Source organism: Pseudomonas sp. RT4P38 (assembly GCF_054897765.1).
This window is the reverse complement of the sequence record NZ_CM142703.1, coordinates 171,069-187,124: the sequence shown is the minus strand read 5'-3', so window position 1 is coordinate 187,124 and position 16,056 is coordinate 171,069. Positions and strand designations below refer to the sequence as shown.

The 16,056-nt window shown below is 59.5% G+C and carries 12 protein-coding genes; 8 read left to right on the top strand and 4 right to left on the bottom strand.

Annotation, left to right across the window (positions count from 1 at the left end; all coding sequences use genetic code 11):
* The first annotated feature begins 19 nt into the window (after positions 1 to 19).
* Genes ACYZT7_RS00825 through ACYZT7_RS00815 form a run of 3 tightly spaced genes read left to right on the top strand, consistent with a single transcriptional unit; the run spans position 20 to position 5,400 of the window.
* Complete coding sequence (locus tag ACYZT7_RS00825) at positions 20 to 2,050, top strand: 2Fe-2S iron-sulfur cluster-binding protein (RefSeq protein WP_462039580.1); 2,031 nt, start codon at positions 20 to 22, stop codon at positions 2,048 to 2,050.
* A gap of 52 nt (positions 2,051 to 2,102) precedes the next feature.
* Complete coding sequence (locus ACYZT7_RS00820) at positions 2,103 to 3,296, top strand: DUF3142 domain-containing protein (protein WP_462039579.1); 1,194 nt, start codon at positions 2,103 to 2,105, stop codon at positions 3,294 to 3,296.
* Positions 3,283 to 5,400: a hypothetical protein gene (locus tag ACYZT7_RS00815; protein ID WP_462039578.1), complete on the top strand. Its 2,118-nt coding sequence runs from the start codon at positions 3,283 to 3,285 to the stop codon at positions 5,398 to 5,400. The genes ACYZT7_RS00820 and ACYZT7_RS00815 overlap by 14 nt, the downstream gene beginning before the upstream one ends.
* Positions 5,401 to 5,403: 3 nt before the next feature.
* Here the strand turns inward: ACYZT7_RS00815 and ACYZT7_RS00810 are convergent, their stop codons facing one another.
* The gene (locus tag ACYZT7_RS00810; protein WP_462039577.1) at positions 5,404 to 6,033 is read right to left on the bottom strand and encodes a LysE family translocator; all 630 of its coding nucleotides are present in this window, start codon (positions 6,031 to 6,033) and stop codon (positions 5,404 to 5,406) included.
* A gap of 145 nt (positions 6,034 to 6,178) precedes the next feature.
* Here ACYZT7_RS00810 and ACYZT7_RS00805 point away from each other — a divergent pair, with 145 nt between their 5' ends.
* On the top strand, positions 6,179 to 6,652 hold the full coding sequence (locus tag ACYZT7_RS00805; RefSeq protein ID WP_163910566.1) for an Lrp/AsnC family transcriptional regulator: 474 nt from the start codon (positions 6,179 to 6,181) through the stop codon (positions 6,650 to 6,652).
* Between the two features lie 350 nt (positions 6,653 to 7,002).
* Here the strand turns inward: ACYZT7_RS00805 and ACYZT7_RS00800 are convergent, their stop codons facing one another.
* From ACYZT7_RS00800 to lpdA, 3 genes are all read right to left on the bottom strand, one after another.
* On the bottom strand, positions 7,003 to 7,689 hold the full coding sequence (locus ACYZT7_RS00800) for a DUF4225 domain-containing protein (protein WP_462039576.1): 687 nt from the start codon (positions 7,687 to 7,689) through the stop codon (positions 7,003 to 7,005).
* On the bottom strand, positions 7,682 to 8,182 hold the full coding sequence (locus ACYZT7_RS00795; protein WP_462039575.1) for an Hcp family type VI secretion system effector: 501 nt from the start codon (positions 8,180 to 8,182) through the stop codon (positions 7,682 to 7,684). The genes ACYZT7_RS00800 and ACYZT7_RS00795 overlap by 8 nt, the downstream gene beginning before the upstream one ends.
* A 173-nt stretch (positions 8,183 to 8,355) precedes the next feature.
* On the bottom strand, positions 8,356 to 9,756 hold the full coding sequence (gene lpdA / locus ACYZT7_RS00790; protein ID WP_462039574.1) for a dihydrolipoyl dehydrogenase: 1,401 nt from the start codon (positions 9,754 to 9,756) through the stop codon (positions 8,356 to 8,358).
* Between the two features lie 217 nt (positions 9,757 to 9,973).
* On the opposite strand from lpdA, the gene hflK (ACYZT7_RS00785) reads away from it, so the two are divergent.
* From hflK (ACYZT7_RS00785) to ACYZT7_RS00770, 4 genes are read left to right on the top strand one after another with little or no spacing between them, the layout of a single operon-like run.
* Positions 9,974 to 11,932, top strand: a complete 1,959-nt coding sequence (gene hflK / locus ACYZT7_RS00785) for a protease modulator HflK (protein WP_462041894.1) — start codon at positions 9,974 to 9,976, stop codon at positions 11,930 to 11,932.
* Positions 11,929 to 12,963: a protease modulator HflC gene (hflC, locus tag ACYZT7_RS00780; protein ID WP_462039573.1), complete on the top strand. Its 1,035-nt coding sequence runs from the start codon at positions 11,929 to 11,931 to the stop codon at positions 12,961 to 12,963. The genes hflK (ACYZT7_RS00785) and hflC overlap by 4 nt, the downstream gene beginning before the upstream one ends.
* On the top strand, positions 12,960 to 14,018 hold the full coding sequence (hflK, locus tag ACYZT7_RS00775; RefSeq protein WP_462039572.1) for a protease modulator HflK: 1,059 nt from the start codon (positions 12,960 to 12,962) through the stop codon (positions 14,016 to 14,018). The genes hflC and hflK (ACYZT7_RS00775) overlap by 4 nt, the downstream gene beginning before the upstream one ends.
* Positions 14,015 to 15,925: a cation-translocating P-type ATPase gene (locus tag ACYZT7_RS00770; RefSeq protein ID WP_462039571.1), complete on the top strand. Its 1,911-nt coding sequence runs from the start codon at positions 14,015 to 14,017 to the stop codon at positions 15,923 to 15,925. The genes hflK (ACYZT7_RS00775) and ACYZT7_RS00770 overlap by 4 nt, the downstream gene beginning before the upstream one ends.
* The last annotated feature ends 131 nt before the right edge of the window (positions 15,926 to 16,056 follow it).

The window sequence follows — 16,056 nt, the reverse complement described above, 5'->3', positions numbered from 1 at the left end:
GCGCAGGGGAGAAGCCGTTATGGACCGTTCACCCTGGCACGCAGGCGAGAAACAATTGCAGGCTTATGTGGGCATTGCCGAGCGGATGGAGGTGCTCGGTCGTAAGGTAATTCGCAGCGAAATGCCGGACCAGCACCGCAAGTTCTATGAGCAACTGCCGTTCATGTTGTACGGCGCGGTGGATGCCGACGGTAATCCTTGGGCCAGTATTCTTGAAGGGCAGCCGGGCTTCGCTCACTCGCCCGAGCCAGGTGCACTGCAATTTCGCAGCCTGCCGGGCGCTGATGATCCTGCGCAATTGACGGAGGGCGCGGCGATCGGCCTGCTGGGGATCGAACTACACACCCGTCGCCGCAACCGCCTCAACGGCCGAGTTGGCGCGATGACGGCGAACGGCTTCGATGTGGCGGTGGAGGAGTCCTTCGGCAATTGCCCGCAATACATTCAATTGCGGCAGTTTCGCTCGGTACCACTGGCGGATCCGTCGACTCGCGTCGCGCAACACCTCAACGCGCTGGATGATGCGGCCAAAACCTTGATCGCGGGAGCCGATACGTTCTTTGTCGCCAGTTACGTGGACGTCGATGGCCAACGTTCGGTGGACGTTTCTCACCGCGGCGGTCAGGCCGGTTTCGTACAGGTAGAAGGTAGTCGCCTGACCATTCCGGATTTTGCCGGCAACCTGTTTTTCAACACCTTGGGCAACCTGCTGCTCAATCCCCGGGCCGGTTTGCTGTTTATCGATTTCAATTCGGGAGACCTGCTGCACCTCAGCGGTCGCACCGAAGTCATTCTTGAAGGCCCACAGGTCGAGGCGTTTCAAGGGGCTGAGCGCTTGTGGACATTTGAAGTGGAAAGCGTGGTGCGTCGTCCCGCCGCGCTTGCTCTGCGGTGGCGCTTCGACGGCGTGTCACCTACCAGTTTGCTGACCGGCACCTGGGAGCAAGCCACCGCCCGTCTGCAAGCCCAAGCCTTGGGAGATCGCTGGCGGCCGCTGCGGGTGGTGCGCATCGAAGCGCAAAGCCACAACATCCGCTCAATCTATCTGGAGCCTGCCGATGACGCAGGGTTGCCAGTGTTTCAGGCCGGGCAGCATTTGCCCCTGCGCTTCAACATTGACGGTGATGTGCATATCCGTACGTACAGCCTGTCGAGCGCGCCGTCCGATGATTTTTTCCGTATCAGCGTGAAGCGTGACGGTTTGGTGTCTTCGCACCTGCATGAGCAGGTGCGCGTCGGTGATCTGTTGGAGGCTCGCGCGCCTCAGGGGCATTTCACCGTGGCACCCAATGAACGTCGGCCGCTGGTGCTTCTGGCTGCCGGAGTAGGCATCACGCCGCTGCTGTCGATGCTGCGTGAGGTGGTTTATCAAGGCCTGCGCACCCGCCGCATCCGGCCGACCTGGTTCTTCCAGAGTTCGCGCACGCTGGCCGATCAAGTGTTTCGGCCTGAGCTGGATCGCTTGCTCGATGACACGGGTGATGCGGTCAGGGTGTTGCGCCTGCTAAGTCAACCGGAGGCAGAGGCCCGAGAGGGTGAAGATTTCGACCTGACCGGGCGGATCGACACCGCGTTGCTCAAGACCCTCCTTGCAGTTGAGGACTACGATCAGCTGGATTTCGTCCTCTGTGGTCCAAGCAGTTTTACCCAAGGGCTGTATGACAGCCTGCGGGAAATGGACATCCGCGATGCAAGGATTCACGCCGAAACCTTCGGTCCCTCGACTTTACGTCGGGTGCCGGACCCCGACGCGGTGGTCATCGAGCAACCGCCCGCTGCTACGAGCTCGGTGCCGGTGGTGTTTCAGCGCTCGGCTAAAGAGGCTCGCTGGCAACCCGACGGTGGCAGTTTGCTGGAGTTGGCGGAAAGCCGTGGGTTGCGCCCGGAATTCAGCTGCCGCGGTGGTTCCTGCGGGACCTGCAAGACGCGCCTGATCAGCGGCCAGGTGAATTATCCACAGCCGCCGGCAGAAGTGCCGGACGACGGACACGTGCTGATTTGCTGTGCGATTCCGGCACAGGGGTCGCAGCCTTTGGTCCTCGACCTGTAGCATCTGCCGAACGCAGCTTCTGGCCGCTGCGATCAAAGGATCAGATTCGGTTATGTATTTTTTCGCTCGTCTGTCGGCCTTGATTGTCGCGGTGGCGTTGCTCAACGGTTGCGAACGACAGGACGCGCCACCGCTCGATCAGCAACTCTACGTCTGGCAACGACAATGGACACCGGCCCACGAAGCGGCGCTGAGGGACAGCCGCGCTGACTTTTCCACCCTGCGGGTGCTGGCCTTGCAGGCATTCCCTGGGGCGGGTTGGAGCCGGGCGCGGATTGACCCGGCGCAGCTCAAACGGGATGGTCGGCCGTTGATCGCGGTGATTCGTCTTGATGGCCAACTCAGGTCGCTGGATCGGGACGAAGTCACCGCGCAGATCCAGCAGGTGCTCGGCGATTGGCAAGGGCAGGGGCTGACTCTCTCCGGCGTGGAAATCGACCACGATGCCGGTAGTGCTCGGCTACCGGCCTACCGCGAATTTCTTACGCACCTGCGCGCAGTTCTGCCGGTCTCTATTCCGCTGAGCATCACCGCGTTGCCGGCCTGGCTCGACAGTCCCGAATTGCCGGCGCTGTTATCCACAGTCGACAGCAGCGTGTTGCAGGTGCACGCAGTGAGCGATCCGCGTCTTGGCTTGTTCGGCCCGGATCAGGCTCGTAAATGGACCAAGGCCTGGAGCCGCATCACTTCGAAACCGTTCTATCTGGCGCTGCCAGCCTATGGTGTGGCGTTGTTGCCGGGCGGCGGTGCGCCGGTAGTGGAAAGCGAAGTGCCCATCGAACGGGGCGGAAAACGCCGGGAATTGCTCGCCGATCCGCAGCAACTGAGCCGGCTCGGGACCGAGTTGCGCAATGATCCACCGGCTCATCTGGCGGGCCTGATCTGGTTTCGTCTGCCGCTGGCCAACGATCGCCGGGCCTGGAGCCTGACGACCCTGGGCGCCGTGGCTCGTGGCGATGCCCTCGCCAGTCACCTGGCGCTGAAACTCTCTGAGCAAGAAGGCCTGTATGACATCAGCCTCAGCAATCAGGGCAACCTCGACAGCGCCTGGCCCGAACGCTTGACACTCGCGGTGCAGGGCTGTGATGGCGCCGATGCGCTGGCCGGTTATGCGTTGCAACAACGTCCGGATCTGCTTACCTTCACCCGCCTGCGCGACGGTCGAATACCGGCCGGCGAGCGGCGCGCCATGGGTTGGGCTCGTTGCGCACATATTGATCAAGGAGCTTCGAATGTTTACCCGTAACTGGCCGCGTCATCTGCTTTGTCTGAGTCTCAGTCTGCCGCTGGGTTCGGCGCTGGCCTGTGGGCCGGACTTCCCGATGCGTCTGCTGGACAACCGCGGCCAGTCGTTGGCGGAGCTGCCGGAAGGTAACTTCAGATTTGAAATCAGTCGCCTCGGGCATGCGGTCGCCGGGCTGAAGAACGTCACCGAAATCGCCTACAGCATGGATGCGCCCGACTACGCAGAACAGCGGGATAAGGCTGAGCAATCCGGTTTGACGGCTGTACAGCAGGAGTTGGTGAAACAGCTACGGAGCCTGACCGATGCGCATCAGGTCGAGATTCAGGGCGCGAGCCTGCCGGCTGAGCTCACGCTTTATCTGGCCGGCGCTGTGGCATTCAATGCCGGTGAATTTGGGCTGGCAGCCGAGTTCTTCCAGAAGGTGTTGGCACTGCCGGCGGATCAACGGGCGTTGCGCAGCACCTGGGCGGCTTACTCGTTAGGTCGGGCGCTGTTTGCCAAGAGTTCCGAAGCGGACGCTGGCCCTGACCTGTTGGCTCAATCCCGAAAGGCTTTCGAGCAGACCCGTCAGCTAAGCATCGACGGCTTCAGTGACCCACTGGAGCTGGGGGTCGCCAGTCTTGGCGAAGAGGCCCGCGTCGCCCGCACGGCCGGTGACTGGAACAGCGCCATCGAACTCTATGCCACGCAAAACCTTCAGGGTTCGGCGGTGGGTTACACCTCGCTGAAGCTTTTGATGGCTGATCTGGCGGCGCTGCCGGAGGATCAACTGGCCGCTTTGCTCAACGGCAAACCGGTGCAGCAACTGGTCACGGCGTCCTTGATCAGCCGGCTGGGCTGGTCATTCGGTGATCAACCGCCGAACGAATTGAAACTGATCAAATTGCTGCAAAACAGCACCCGCGGTAGCCTCGATAACGCTGATCGCCTGGCGGCGGTGAATTATCAACAGGGTGATTACGCCAGTGCCAAGGCCTTCCTCGAACATGCCGGTGATGGCGGACTGGCGTGGTGGCTGCGGGCCAAACTGGCAGTGCGCGATGGCGATAAAAGCGCGGCTGCCGCGGCGTATGCCAAGGCTGCTCAGGCCTTCCCGCAGGATGAATCCTGGGGTGAGCGGCGGACGCCGGATTGGGACTTCGAAACACTTCAGCCCAAGTGCCGGGTTGAGGGTGAAAGCGCGATCCTGGCGTTGCAACGCGGGGACTACCTGCAAGCGTTCGATCAGCTCTATCGCAGCAATGGCATTTACTGGTCCGACGCCGCGACGGTCGCCGAGCGCGTGTTGACTGTCGATGAGCTCAAGCAATACGTCGACACTCAAGTGCCGGCGCCGCCCCCTCTGACTCAGCAGGATCGCGATAACTACGTGCAGTTACCGGTGGCGGCGAAACTGCGCAATGTGCTTGGGCGGCGTTTGCTGCGCGAAGAGCGATACGACGAAGCGCCAGCCTACTTCGATAATGCCGACTTGCAGGCAAAGGCCAAGTGGTACAGGCAGCTGCGCAACGACGCCGAATCAAAATGGTGGCCGTCCAAACGGGCATTCGCTTACTACCATGCCGCGACACTGGCCCGTTTCGACGGAATGGAGCTGTTGGGTTACGAGATGTCCCCGGATTACGCGACCTTCGGTGGCAATTACAGGCTGGAAGCGCCCGAGCTCAAGGTCGGACCGCTGATGGCCGAGGGTGAAGTGCAGCGCCAGCACGCCACGGTGGCGCAACCCGATGCGCGTTTCCATTACCGTTTTGTCGCCACGTCGCTGGCGAGCAAAGCCGCTGATCATCTGCCCCACAGCAGTCAGGCGTTTGCTTCGGTGCTGTGCAAGGCCTCGTCGTGGGGCACCAGCCTCCAAGAGCAAAGCGCGTTCTACCGTCGGTATGTAGAGGAAGGCCCGTACGTGGTCTGGGCCGGTGATTTTGGTCATCAATGCCAGGATCCGGACTTTCAGAGCGCCGACAAACGCTATGTGACCCAGGTCACCGACGCCGCACGTTCGCAGCTACGGCCCTACAAAAAAACGTTGCAGATTGGCGGTGTGATAGCGGTCACGGCAGCGGCGCTTTTGCTGATCAACCGCCGCCGGCGTAAGGCGCGGTAAGGCTCAAGCCTGTTGCACAAAGGTCAGCCGCACGGCGAAGCCGATCAACAGGCTGCCAAACAGCCACTGCTGCAGGCGTTGGGCCGAGGGACTGCGTTGCAGCCAACGGCCCAGCGCTGCGCCGGTCAGTGCGTAAGCACTGTCGAACAACAAACCGACACCGACCAGCACCACACCCAGGGTCGCGAATTGTGTGAGCACCGGCCCGGCGTGTGGATCGATGAACTGTGGCAGTAGCACCGAGCAGAACAGCAACGCTTTGGGGTTGAGCAGGTTGGTGAGCAAACCGCGCTGGATCGCTGCGCGCCAGCGCGGTTTCTCGGTGGTGGCGTCTGTTCCGTTCAAGTTCGGCAGCATTGTGGTTCGCAGGCATTGAATGCCGATCCATAGCAGATACGCGGCCCCGGCCAGGCGTACCACGTCGAACGTCCAGGGCGCAGCCTTGAACAGTGCCGCCAACCCCAACGCTGCCAACGCCACATGGCATCCCCGGGCCACACCCAAACCCACCGCAGTCGCCAGCGCCGCGCCTTTGCCCTGACGGGCACCGGTCTGCAACAGCAGGATCATGTCCGGGCCCGGCAACAGATAGACCACCGCCAGCGCCATGAAAAACAGCCAGAGTCCTGCCACGTCGCACCCCATTCGTTGTCGATTCGGTACGGCCAGTCTAGGGCTGAAGGGCAGGGCAGGTGGTTGCGTAGTTCGCTTCTAAAATCCTTTTGGTTGGCATAACCTGCCACCGACTTGCGTATAAACCATCAGGATCTGCCAAACCATGAAACTGGATGCCTACGACCGCAAGATTCTCGCAGCCCTGCAACGGGACGGTCGCCTGAGCAATGTGCAACTGGCTGACGAGATCGGCCTGTCCGCCTCGCCTTGTTTACGTCGGGTACGAATGCTCGAAGAAGCCGGGGTCATACGCGGTTACCAGGCCAATCTGGATCGCGACGAAGTAGGGCTTGGGCTGACGGTATTTGTCGGGGTCAAGGTTGAACGGCACAACGATGAACAGGCCGAATCCTTTCGCTTGGCCGTGACGGCGTTACCCGAGGTAATTTCGGCGTTTCTGGTGTCAGGGGAATCGGATTTTCTGCTGCAAGTGGTGGTGCCAGACCTGCGCGCCTATGACCGTTTTCTCACGGGGCGTTTGCTGAAGTTGCCGGGTGTAAGCGACATCCGCAGCAACTTTGCGATTCATACGGTGAAGACGCCGGGGGCGTTGCCGTTGGAGCATTTACCACTGTAGATCGCGAAGACGGGTTAACCCAATACTTCGCGGTGGTCAAAACGTAAAGGGGAATTGATTAATCCTGGTGGATAAACTAGCCTTGTGTTTTATATGTGTAAAACTTTCTAATCATGAATTTTGAAAATATTCGTTACTATTTTACATTGCTTCTTTTGGTGCTTGGGACCAATGGTCTTTACGCGGCACTTATTGTACGGACAGTAAAATACTTCATACCCATGGAAGGCATGATTTTGCTCGTTGCCTATATAGTTACCTATACTCTTCTCTGTTTTTTCGCGTTTCGTTTTTTAGTCAAAAGGTTACGTGGCGTAATTTGATTTTAATGGCGTCGTAGCGTCTTGTGTTTATTCGTGTTTTTCTTTAGAAAGCATTGAATTTAATGTGATGTAGTCAACAAGAGCCTCGAAAAATAGAGCTACCTTTCCTGTTTGTATATACGCCATTTCATGATTTGTCGGGTCATGCCTAAATAGCTGCACTGAGTCAGGCTTGCGTACTAGTCTAATAATACCAATACCAGACAATAGTAAGTCCATAGAACCATAGAGCATATCTCCCTGGTACTCGCCTCCTAAAGCGTCTTGATAAACGCGCCGCACAGGTCCCTGCACACCAGGTGCTTCAGGACCGTTATAAATATTGCCAAAGCCTTCATAGATATTATTAACGCCATGCGCGATAAATATCCCACCAAATGGCGCCCCCCATCCACCTGTAGCCCCGGTAACTGCTACACCTACCTCAACTTGCATGACGCCAGCAACAACACCAATGCCATTTTGAGCGTAAAAAATCGCCTTGGAAGATAGCTCCGCATATTCTGCTGTTATCGATTGAACTCCCTCCCACGCAGTGAGGAGCCCTTCATCAACGGCCTTGATAACTTCGTTGGCATAAGAAGAAACCATCGAATTGAATTGAAGCTGCGTAATACCGTCATGAAAATGTGTAGCGCCTACTGTGCAGCCTAATGCAACCAGGTCCGCAGCGGCTTTGGTGACGTCATGGATATCACATGACGTCTCACTCATCCTCGTTTCCCCACGTGCTATAGGCACTTGTACCCGCTTGGATGTGGGTCCAACTAATATCTCGATAACGAATGGACACCAGCTCTTGCGGCTCCGTGTCAGACATATGGATAGCGTGGGGGATTTGAAGGGTTACATTTGCAATACGGCCGCCAGTTATTTTCACTGAATAATATTTATCCTGACCCCCGGCAGGGGCAGTGCGATAAAAATCGATCTTGCACTCAACTTCTTCACCCTCAGCCAGAGCACTGGCTAGCAGTGGCGAAGATTTATCAATGTTTTTGGTAATGGCGATAGGCATATGTTTGCTTCGCCCGCCTGACGTGTTGCCGTCACTGCCCGTGAACATGCTATGGGCGTAAGCCAACACCATGATTTCGTCTTCATGCCCAAACTGGCATTTGTTACCGATAGAGTCTTGGCTGGAACAGCCGGATGAAATCAGACCCTGCTTTTTACCGGTAATAGTCATGTAGCTATGACTCGCCATGCGCTCACTCCTTGTGGTCAGAATGGGGGAGTTTAAGGCAGAGGAGGTAGCTACTTATGTAGGCCGTTTCTGAAAATGTTTGTATTTCTTGAAAGGATAAATCGTGTCGGTCACCGCCTAATCTTTTGTTTGGCACAACCAAGGCTGTGCCATTTTCATTTGTGTTTCGAGGCTTACATCTGCGTCGCCATCCCCTCCACATTCATCGCCGCCTGGCGCAAGGCCTCGGAGCGGGTAGGGTGTGGATGGCAGGTCAGGGCTATGTCTTCGGCAGAGGCGCTGAATTCCATGGCCACACAATATTCGCCAATCATTTCACTGACGCTTGGACCCACAAGGTGCACGCCGAGAACCTCGTCGGTGTGTTCATCGGCCAGCACTTTGGCGAAGCCTTCGGTTTCGTGATTGATCTTTGCCCGGCTGTTGGCGGTGAAGGGAAACTTACCGACCTTGTAGGCGCGACCTTCGGCCTTGAGCTGCTCTTCGGTCTTGCCGACGCTGGCCAGTTCGGGTTTGGTGTAGATCACGTTGGGGATCAGGTCGTAGTTAACCTCGGCCGCCTTGCCGACAATCTGCTCGATGCAGACCATGGCCTCGTCTTCGGCCTTGTGGGCGAGCATCGGCCCGGACGTGACGTCACCGATCACCCAGATGCCAGCCGCTTCAGTGCGATGACCCTTGTTGGCGAGCATGCCACGCTTGTCCGTGGCGAGACCTACGTTTTCCAGCCCCAGGCCTTGGGTGTAAGGCCGGCGTCCGATAGACACCAGCACGTAATCCGCTTCAAGCAGTTCGGCGGTGCCGCCCGCCGCGGGCTCGACGCTGATCTGAACGCCGGTTGCCGAGGTCGTGGCGCTGGTGACTTTGGAACTCAATTTGAAGCTAATGCCCTGTTTACTCAGCGCGCGTTGCAGGGTTTTGCCTGCCTCCGTGTCCACACCGGGGCAGATCCGGTCGAGAAACTCGACGACGGTCACCTGAGCGCCCAAACGCCGCCACACCGAACCCAGCTCCAGACCGATCACCCCGGCGCCGATCACCACTAGATGTTTTGGCACTTCAGTCAGCGACAGCGCTCCGGTGGAATCGAGGATGCGTTGGTTATCGATGTCCACACCGGGCAGGGGAGTGGGCTCGGAGCCGGTGGCGATGATGACGTCCTTGGCATTCAGTTCAGTCTTGCCGCCCTGGCTGTCGGTCACCGTCACTTTGCCGGGCCCGTCAATGTGGCCCCAGCCCTTGATCCAGTGGACTTTGTTTTTGCGAAACAGAAACTCGATGCCTTTGGTCAGCCCGGTAACGCTTTCATCTTTTTGCTTCATCATCTGCGCGAGGTTGAGGGTGGGCTTTACTTCAATCCCCAGGTTGGCGAATTCCGCACCCATGGCGGCGTCGTAGAGTTCGGAGGCGTGCAGCAGCGCCTTTGACGGCATGCAACCGACGTTCAGGCACGTGCCGCCGAGGGTGGCGCGTCCTTCTACGCAAACCGCTCTCAGGCCCAACTGACCGGCGCGGATCGCTGCGTTATAACCGCCGGGGCCTCCGCCCAGAATCACGACGTCATAGGTGCTCATGGTTGTACTCCTGGAGTGAAAGGGGATCGGGATGGGTAAACGTAGTCTTTGGGTAAAATTACGAACGTAATATGTGCGTTCCGCGGCATTTCGGTCAAGGCTTCAGCCCAGCGACAGGTTGAGCGCCTTTAGATAGGGCATTTAAGAACGGAAATTTCACGGCTTTCGTTATATCGTAACGAACTGTGATGTGAGCAACGATAAACACTGGGGTGGTATGCAAGTCGATCTCGATGTCGATGGGACGCAAATAGCCGGGCTGCCGCGTTTTCAGCAGGCAGTTTTTCAAGGGCGCCGATTGCGTCAGTTCGCAATCGGTCTGGGCGCTCTTGCGGCGACAGGTTGGCTGCTGGCGTTTTTTGTCGAGCTGTTTGCGCCGCAGTCGCTCTGGCCAGCGTTGCTGGTCAATCAGAGCGCCGGTTTGCTGGTGCTGGTCGCCGGTTTGCAATCGGCCTGGTGGGTGACGCAATGGCGTGCGCGGGCGATGAACCCCGTGGTGCAGGTGCTCGTTGCAGATGAAGTCGTCGCCCCGGTTGGCTGGTACGAACGTCTGCTCGATCGGATCAGTCAGCGATGGTTGCGAATTCTTGTGCAGATTGGCCCGCCGACACTGTGGCTTGGCGGCTGGTCGCTGTTGACGCTATTCACCATCGGACAGGTCTGGAACCTGGCACTGCCGCCGACCGCGCTGGGATTGTCGGCCAGTGTTGGTGCGGCGCTATCGTTGTTGCTAGCCTTCGGTTTGCTGGTGCTGGAACGTCAACTGGCCCAGGAAAACATCGCCCAATGGCCCGAAGCGGGGCCGTTGGCGCAGCTGACGCGGGTGGCGATCATTTGCCTGGTGCTTGGCGCTTTGTGCCTGCTGTTGGGTAGCGAAACCTCGATATGGCCGGCGCGTCTGGCAGTACTGATCGGCCTGCTGCCGGGGCTCGTCGCCGCCGAACTACTGTTGCGCGCCCTGCTGTCGTTGTTCAGTCCGCAACGCGAACAACTCGAACCTGCCTTGTTGGCGCGAAGCTTCGTCGCCGACATGCTGCGCTGGCCGCCGCAACCCTTGCTGGCGTTGCAGCATGAATTGCACAACCGCTTCGGCATTGACCTGCGGCAGATTTGGGCCTTCACCTACATGCGTCGGGCATTTTTGCCGGTGCTGGCCGTGGTCTCGATTGTGGGCTGGTCGCTGACCGGCATTCACGAAATACCGCTGCAAGGGCGGGGCATCTATGAGCGTTTCGGTAAACCGGTGGAAGTGTTCGGTCCCGGTTTGCACGCGGGTTTGCCCTGGCCTCTGGGCCGAGTGTTGAGCGTCGAGAACGGTGTGGTCCACGAGTTGGCCACCAGTGTTGGCGAAACACCGGCGCCGGTCGTGGCCGAACCCGCCGAAGGCCCGGCGCCCGCCATTGCCAATCGCTTGTGGGACGCTAGCCATGTGAACGACAAATCCCAGGTCATTGCCAGCAGCCGAGCCGACAAACAAAGCTTTCAGGTCGTCAACATGGACGTGCGCTTCGTCTATCGCATCGGCCTGAGCGATCAAGCGGCGTTGGCCGCGACCTACAACAACGCCGACGTCCCGACGCTGATCCGCAGCACGGCCAGCCGGATTCTGGTTCATGACTTCGCTTCGCGAACCCTCGACGGGTTACTTGGCGAGGACAGGGTAGGGCTCGCCGAAGAGATTGGCCGGGCGGTGCAGGCTGACTTGCAGAAACTCGACAGCGGCGTGGAAATTCTCGCCACCGTGGTCGAGGCGATTCATCCACCGGCCGGTGCCGCCAATGCCTATCACGGCGTTCAGGCTGCGCAGATTGGCGCCCAAGCATTGATTTTCCGCGAGCGTGGGGCGGCGGCGGAAGCCACCAACCAAGCGCAATTGCAGGCCAGCATCGCACGCGATCAAGCGACGGCCAGCGCTCGTGAAATCAACGCCACCGCCCAAGCGGCAGATCTGAGATTCGCCGCCGAGCAAAAGGCCTATGCCAGCGCTGGCCAGGCGTTCGTGCTGGAGCAGTACTTAGGCCAACTGTCCCAGGGCTTGGCCAATGCCAGGTTGCTGGTGCTCGATCATCGTCTCGGCAGCAGCAGTAACGCGCCGACCATCGACCTCCGTACATTCACGCTGCCGGCTGACCCTGCGCCGCCGCGTAAAACCGCTCAGCCAGGAGCTGCCAATTGAGCCAGTCGCACACTCACGATCACGATGACCACACTGGCCACGATCACGGCCATGGCGGGCATCACCACGGCCATCACCACCACGGTGATCCCCAAGAAGCTGGCCCGTTCCCGTGGCGGCGAATGGGCTGGGCAGCGTTGCTGGTGGCGTTCGCCATTGCGGCAGCGAGCCTGGTGCAAGTGCGTTCGGGGGAGGCGACGGTGATCACCCGTTTCGGTAATCCGTCGCGGGTATTGCTGGAACCAGGTCTTGGCTGGCGCTGGCCTGCTCCTTTTGAAGCGGCGATTCCTGTCGATCTGCGACTGCGCACGACCTCGAGTGGTTTACAGGATGTGGGTACGCGGGACGGTTTGCGCATCATCGTTCAGGCTTATGTGGCCTGGCAGGTTCAGGGTGATCCGGACAACGTGCAGCGCTTCATGCGTGCCGTGCAGAATCAGCCGGACGAAGCAGCGCGGCAGATTCGCACGTTTGTTGGCTCTGCTCTGGAAACCACGGCCAGCAGTTTTGACTTGGCTAACCTGGTGAACACCGACGCCAGCAAAGTACACATCGCTGATTTTGAAGCGCAGTTGCGTCAGCAAATCGATCAGCAGTTGCTCACGACTTATGGCGTGCGGGTGCTGCAAGTCGGCATCGAGCGCCTGACCCTGCCGTCGGTAACCCTCACCGCTACGGTCGATCGCATGCGCGCCGAGCGTGAAACAATCGCCACCGAACGCACGGCCATCGGTAAGCGCGAAGCGGCGCAAATCCGTTCTGCCGCCGAGCGTGATGCACGAATCGTACAAGCCGATGCGACGGTGAAAGCTGCCGATATCGAAGCTCAATCGCGCGTCGAAGCCGCGCAAATTTACGGCCGCGCCTACGCCGGTTCGCCGCAGCTCTACAACTTGCTGCGCTCCCTCGACACGTTGGGCACGATCGTCACGCCCGGCACAAAACTGATTCTGCGCACCGACGCTGCGCCGTTCCGGGTGTTGGTTGACGGTCCGCCGACCCTTGATAACAAGCCCGGGTCGCAGCCATGAAATTAGTTCCACGTGGAACAAATGAGTTAAGCAGCCCATGGATTCAGGCTGGGCGATTGGCTTTCTTGGCTCTTTACGCCGTGACGGTACTGGCCGCTTTGGTGTGGGCATTTTCCAATGTACGGCAGATCGATCCGCAAAATCGCGCGGTGGTTTTGCACTTCGGCGCGCTGGATCGCATCCAGAATGCTGGCCTGTTATTGGCTTGGCCACGTCCGTTTGAGCAGGTGATTTTGTTGCCCGCGGCGGATCGGGTGATTGAGCGTCGGGTGGAAAATCTGCTGCGCACAGATGCCGCGTTGCAGGCAGACCGGGTAGCGAGTTTCGCCACACCGATCAGCGATGCACTCGCCGGCTCCGGTTATTTGCTCACAGGTGATGCGGGCGTGGTGCAACTGGATGTGCGTGTTTTCTACAAAGTGACCGAGCCGTATGCCTTCGTCCTTCAAGGCGAACATGTGTTGCCGGCGCTGGATCGATTGGTCACTCGCAGCGCGGTGACCCTCACTGCCGCACGAGATCTGGACACTATTCTGGTCGCTCGACCGGAGCTGATCGGCGCCGATAGTCAGGCTGCTGAACGCCGCGAACGGTTGCGCGGTGATCTGGTGCAAGCCATCAATCAGCGCCTGGCTGACCTGACCGCGACCGGTCAGGGGTTAGGTATTGAAGTGATGCGAGTCGACGTGCAATCGAGTCTGCCCGGCCCAGCGGTCAACGCCTTCAACGCTGTTCTGACCGCCAGTCAACAAGCCGACAAAACTGTGGCCAATGCTCGCACTGAAGCCGAGAAACTGACTCAGACCGCCAACGAACAAGCCGATCGCACGCTGCAAGTCGCTCACGCCCAAGCGAGCGAACGGCTGGCCAAAGCCTCGGCTGACACGGCCACGGTATTGAGCCTGGCCAAGGCGCAACAACAAGGGACCGACCCGCAAATGTTGCTGCGCATCTACCGCGAGCGGATGCCGAAGATTCTCGGTCAGGCAGGCTCGGTGACCACTGTCAATCCGAAAGACGATTCCCGCCTGATCATTCAGGGAGCTGCACAATGACTGCCCAAACCGCCGCCGCATCGAGCATGTTGTCCTCGGCTGAACAACGCAGTGCCGCGCGCCAATTGACCCTGGCCATGCTCGCTTTGGGCCTGCTCGCGCTCGGCCTGACCTGGCGCTGGTTGTCGCCGGAGCAGACGGGCGTCAGTCAATTGCTGCTGGGCTTTGCTTCGTTATTGGTGGCCGTGCCCGTGATGCGTTCGGCCTGGTACAGCCTGCGTTATCCAAGTTTGCACGGCATCACTGATCAATTGATTGCCCTGGCCATGCTCGGGGCGTGGGCCACGGGTGATCTGCTAACCGCGGCGTTGCTGCCAATCATCATGATCTTCGGCCACGTGCTGGAAGAGCGCAGCGTGATCGGTTCCCAGGAAGCGATTCGTGCCCTCGGCAAACTGACTCGCAGCCACGCGCGCAAGGTTCAGGCCGATGGCTCCATCGTCGAAGTCGATAACGGCACACTCAAGGCCGGCGACCTCGTCGAGGTGCGCGCGGGTGATCGAGTGCCGGCGGATGGTCGGGTGTTGTCCGGTCAGGCGAGCCTGGACACCGCTTCGATTACCGGTGAATCGGTGCCGATGGAGGCGGACGTCGGTATGCAAGTCTTCGGCGGCGCGATTAACCTCGACGGTCTGCTGCGCATCGAAGTGACCCGCACCGGCAATGAGTCGACCCTCGGCAAGGTCATCGCGCTGATGCAAAGTGCTGAGCGTTCCAAGCCACCGATCACGCGTTTGCTGGAACGCTACGCCGGCAGCTACATGGTGCTGGTGTTGCTGCTGGCCGCCGTGACCTGGTTCGTCACTAACGATGCTCAGGCCATGCTCGCGGTGTTGGTGGCGGCCTGTCCTTGTGCATTGGTGTTGTCCGCGCCGGCCACGGCGATTGCCGGGGTGGCGGTGGCCGCTCGTCACGGGATTCTGATTCGCAGCTCCGCATTCCTCGAAGAGTTGGCAGACCTGACTTCACTGGTGGTCGACAAGACCGGAACCCTGACCTTCGGCACCTTGCGTTTGCAATCCATCGACAGTCCGCTCGAGGATCGCAGTCACGTTCTCAAACTTGCCGCCAGCCTCGGCTCCGCCAGCAGTCATCCAGTCAGCCGCGCGCTCGCAGGGCTGGTCACTCAGGAGCATTTTCTGCTGCTCTCTGACATCCACGAGCGTCAGGGGTTGGGTGTGGTGGCGATGACGGAGCAGGGCGAGGCGGCGCTCGGTCGCCCTGAGCTGTTCGCGCAGTTGGGTATCGCCACCTCGAGTGTCCCCGAGCACGATGGCCCGATTGCCGGGCTGGCGCTCAACGGTGAATTCCTCGCCTGGCTGTTGCTGGCCGACAGCGTCAAACCCGAGGCTCGATTTGCGTTGAGCGAGCTGCGTGAGCTGGGGTTGGGGAGACAGTTGTTGCTCACGGGTGATCGGCAAAGCGTTGCGCACACGCTGGCGCGCGATGTCGGGATCAGCGATGTCGAAGCTCAGGCCTTGCCCGAGGACAAACTCAATCGCGTGCTGAAGGAAATCGGCAGTGGTTTCCGGCCGATGGTGGTAGGCGATGGCATAAACGATTCATTGGCGCTCAAAGCGGGTGTGGTCGGCGTGGCGATGGGGGCGGGCGGGGCGGACATCGCGCTGGCCTCGGCCGACATCGTGTTGATCGGCAGCGATCTGCGACGGCTCGGCACGTGTGTGCGTTTGAGTCGCCAATGCCGGCACACGTTGCAGGTTAACGTGATCATCGGTCTGGGCTGGACGCTGGCGATTGTAGCCTTCGCCGCCTTCGGGTGGCTCGGCGCTGCGGGGGCGATGATTGCTGCCTTGCTGCACAACTTCAGCACATTGCTGGTACTCGGTAACGCCGGGCGTCTACTGCGGTTTCAGGAGCCATTGCTCAAACTGAAGGATGGGGATTGAGTACGCCTGGTGAATGCTCTAAACAGCGATCACGGGCGATTTCTAATTTTCAGAACTGTAGGCCGAATTCGTAGTCATCTAGGTGAGGGCAATCACTTCTGTGAATTCGCGGCGTTTGGCTCGAACGCTAC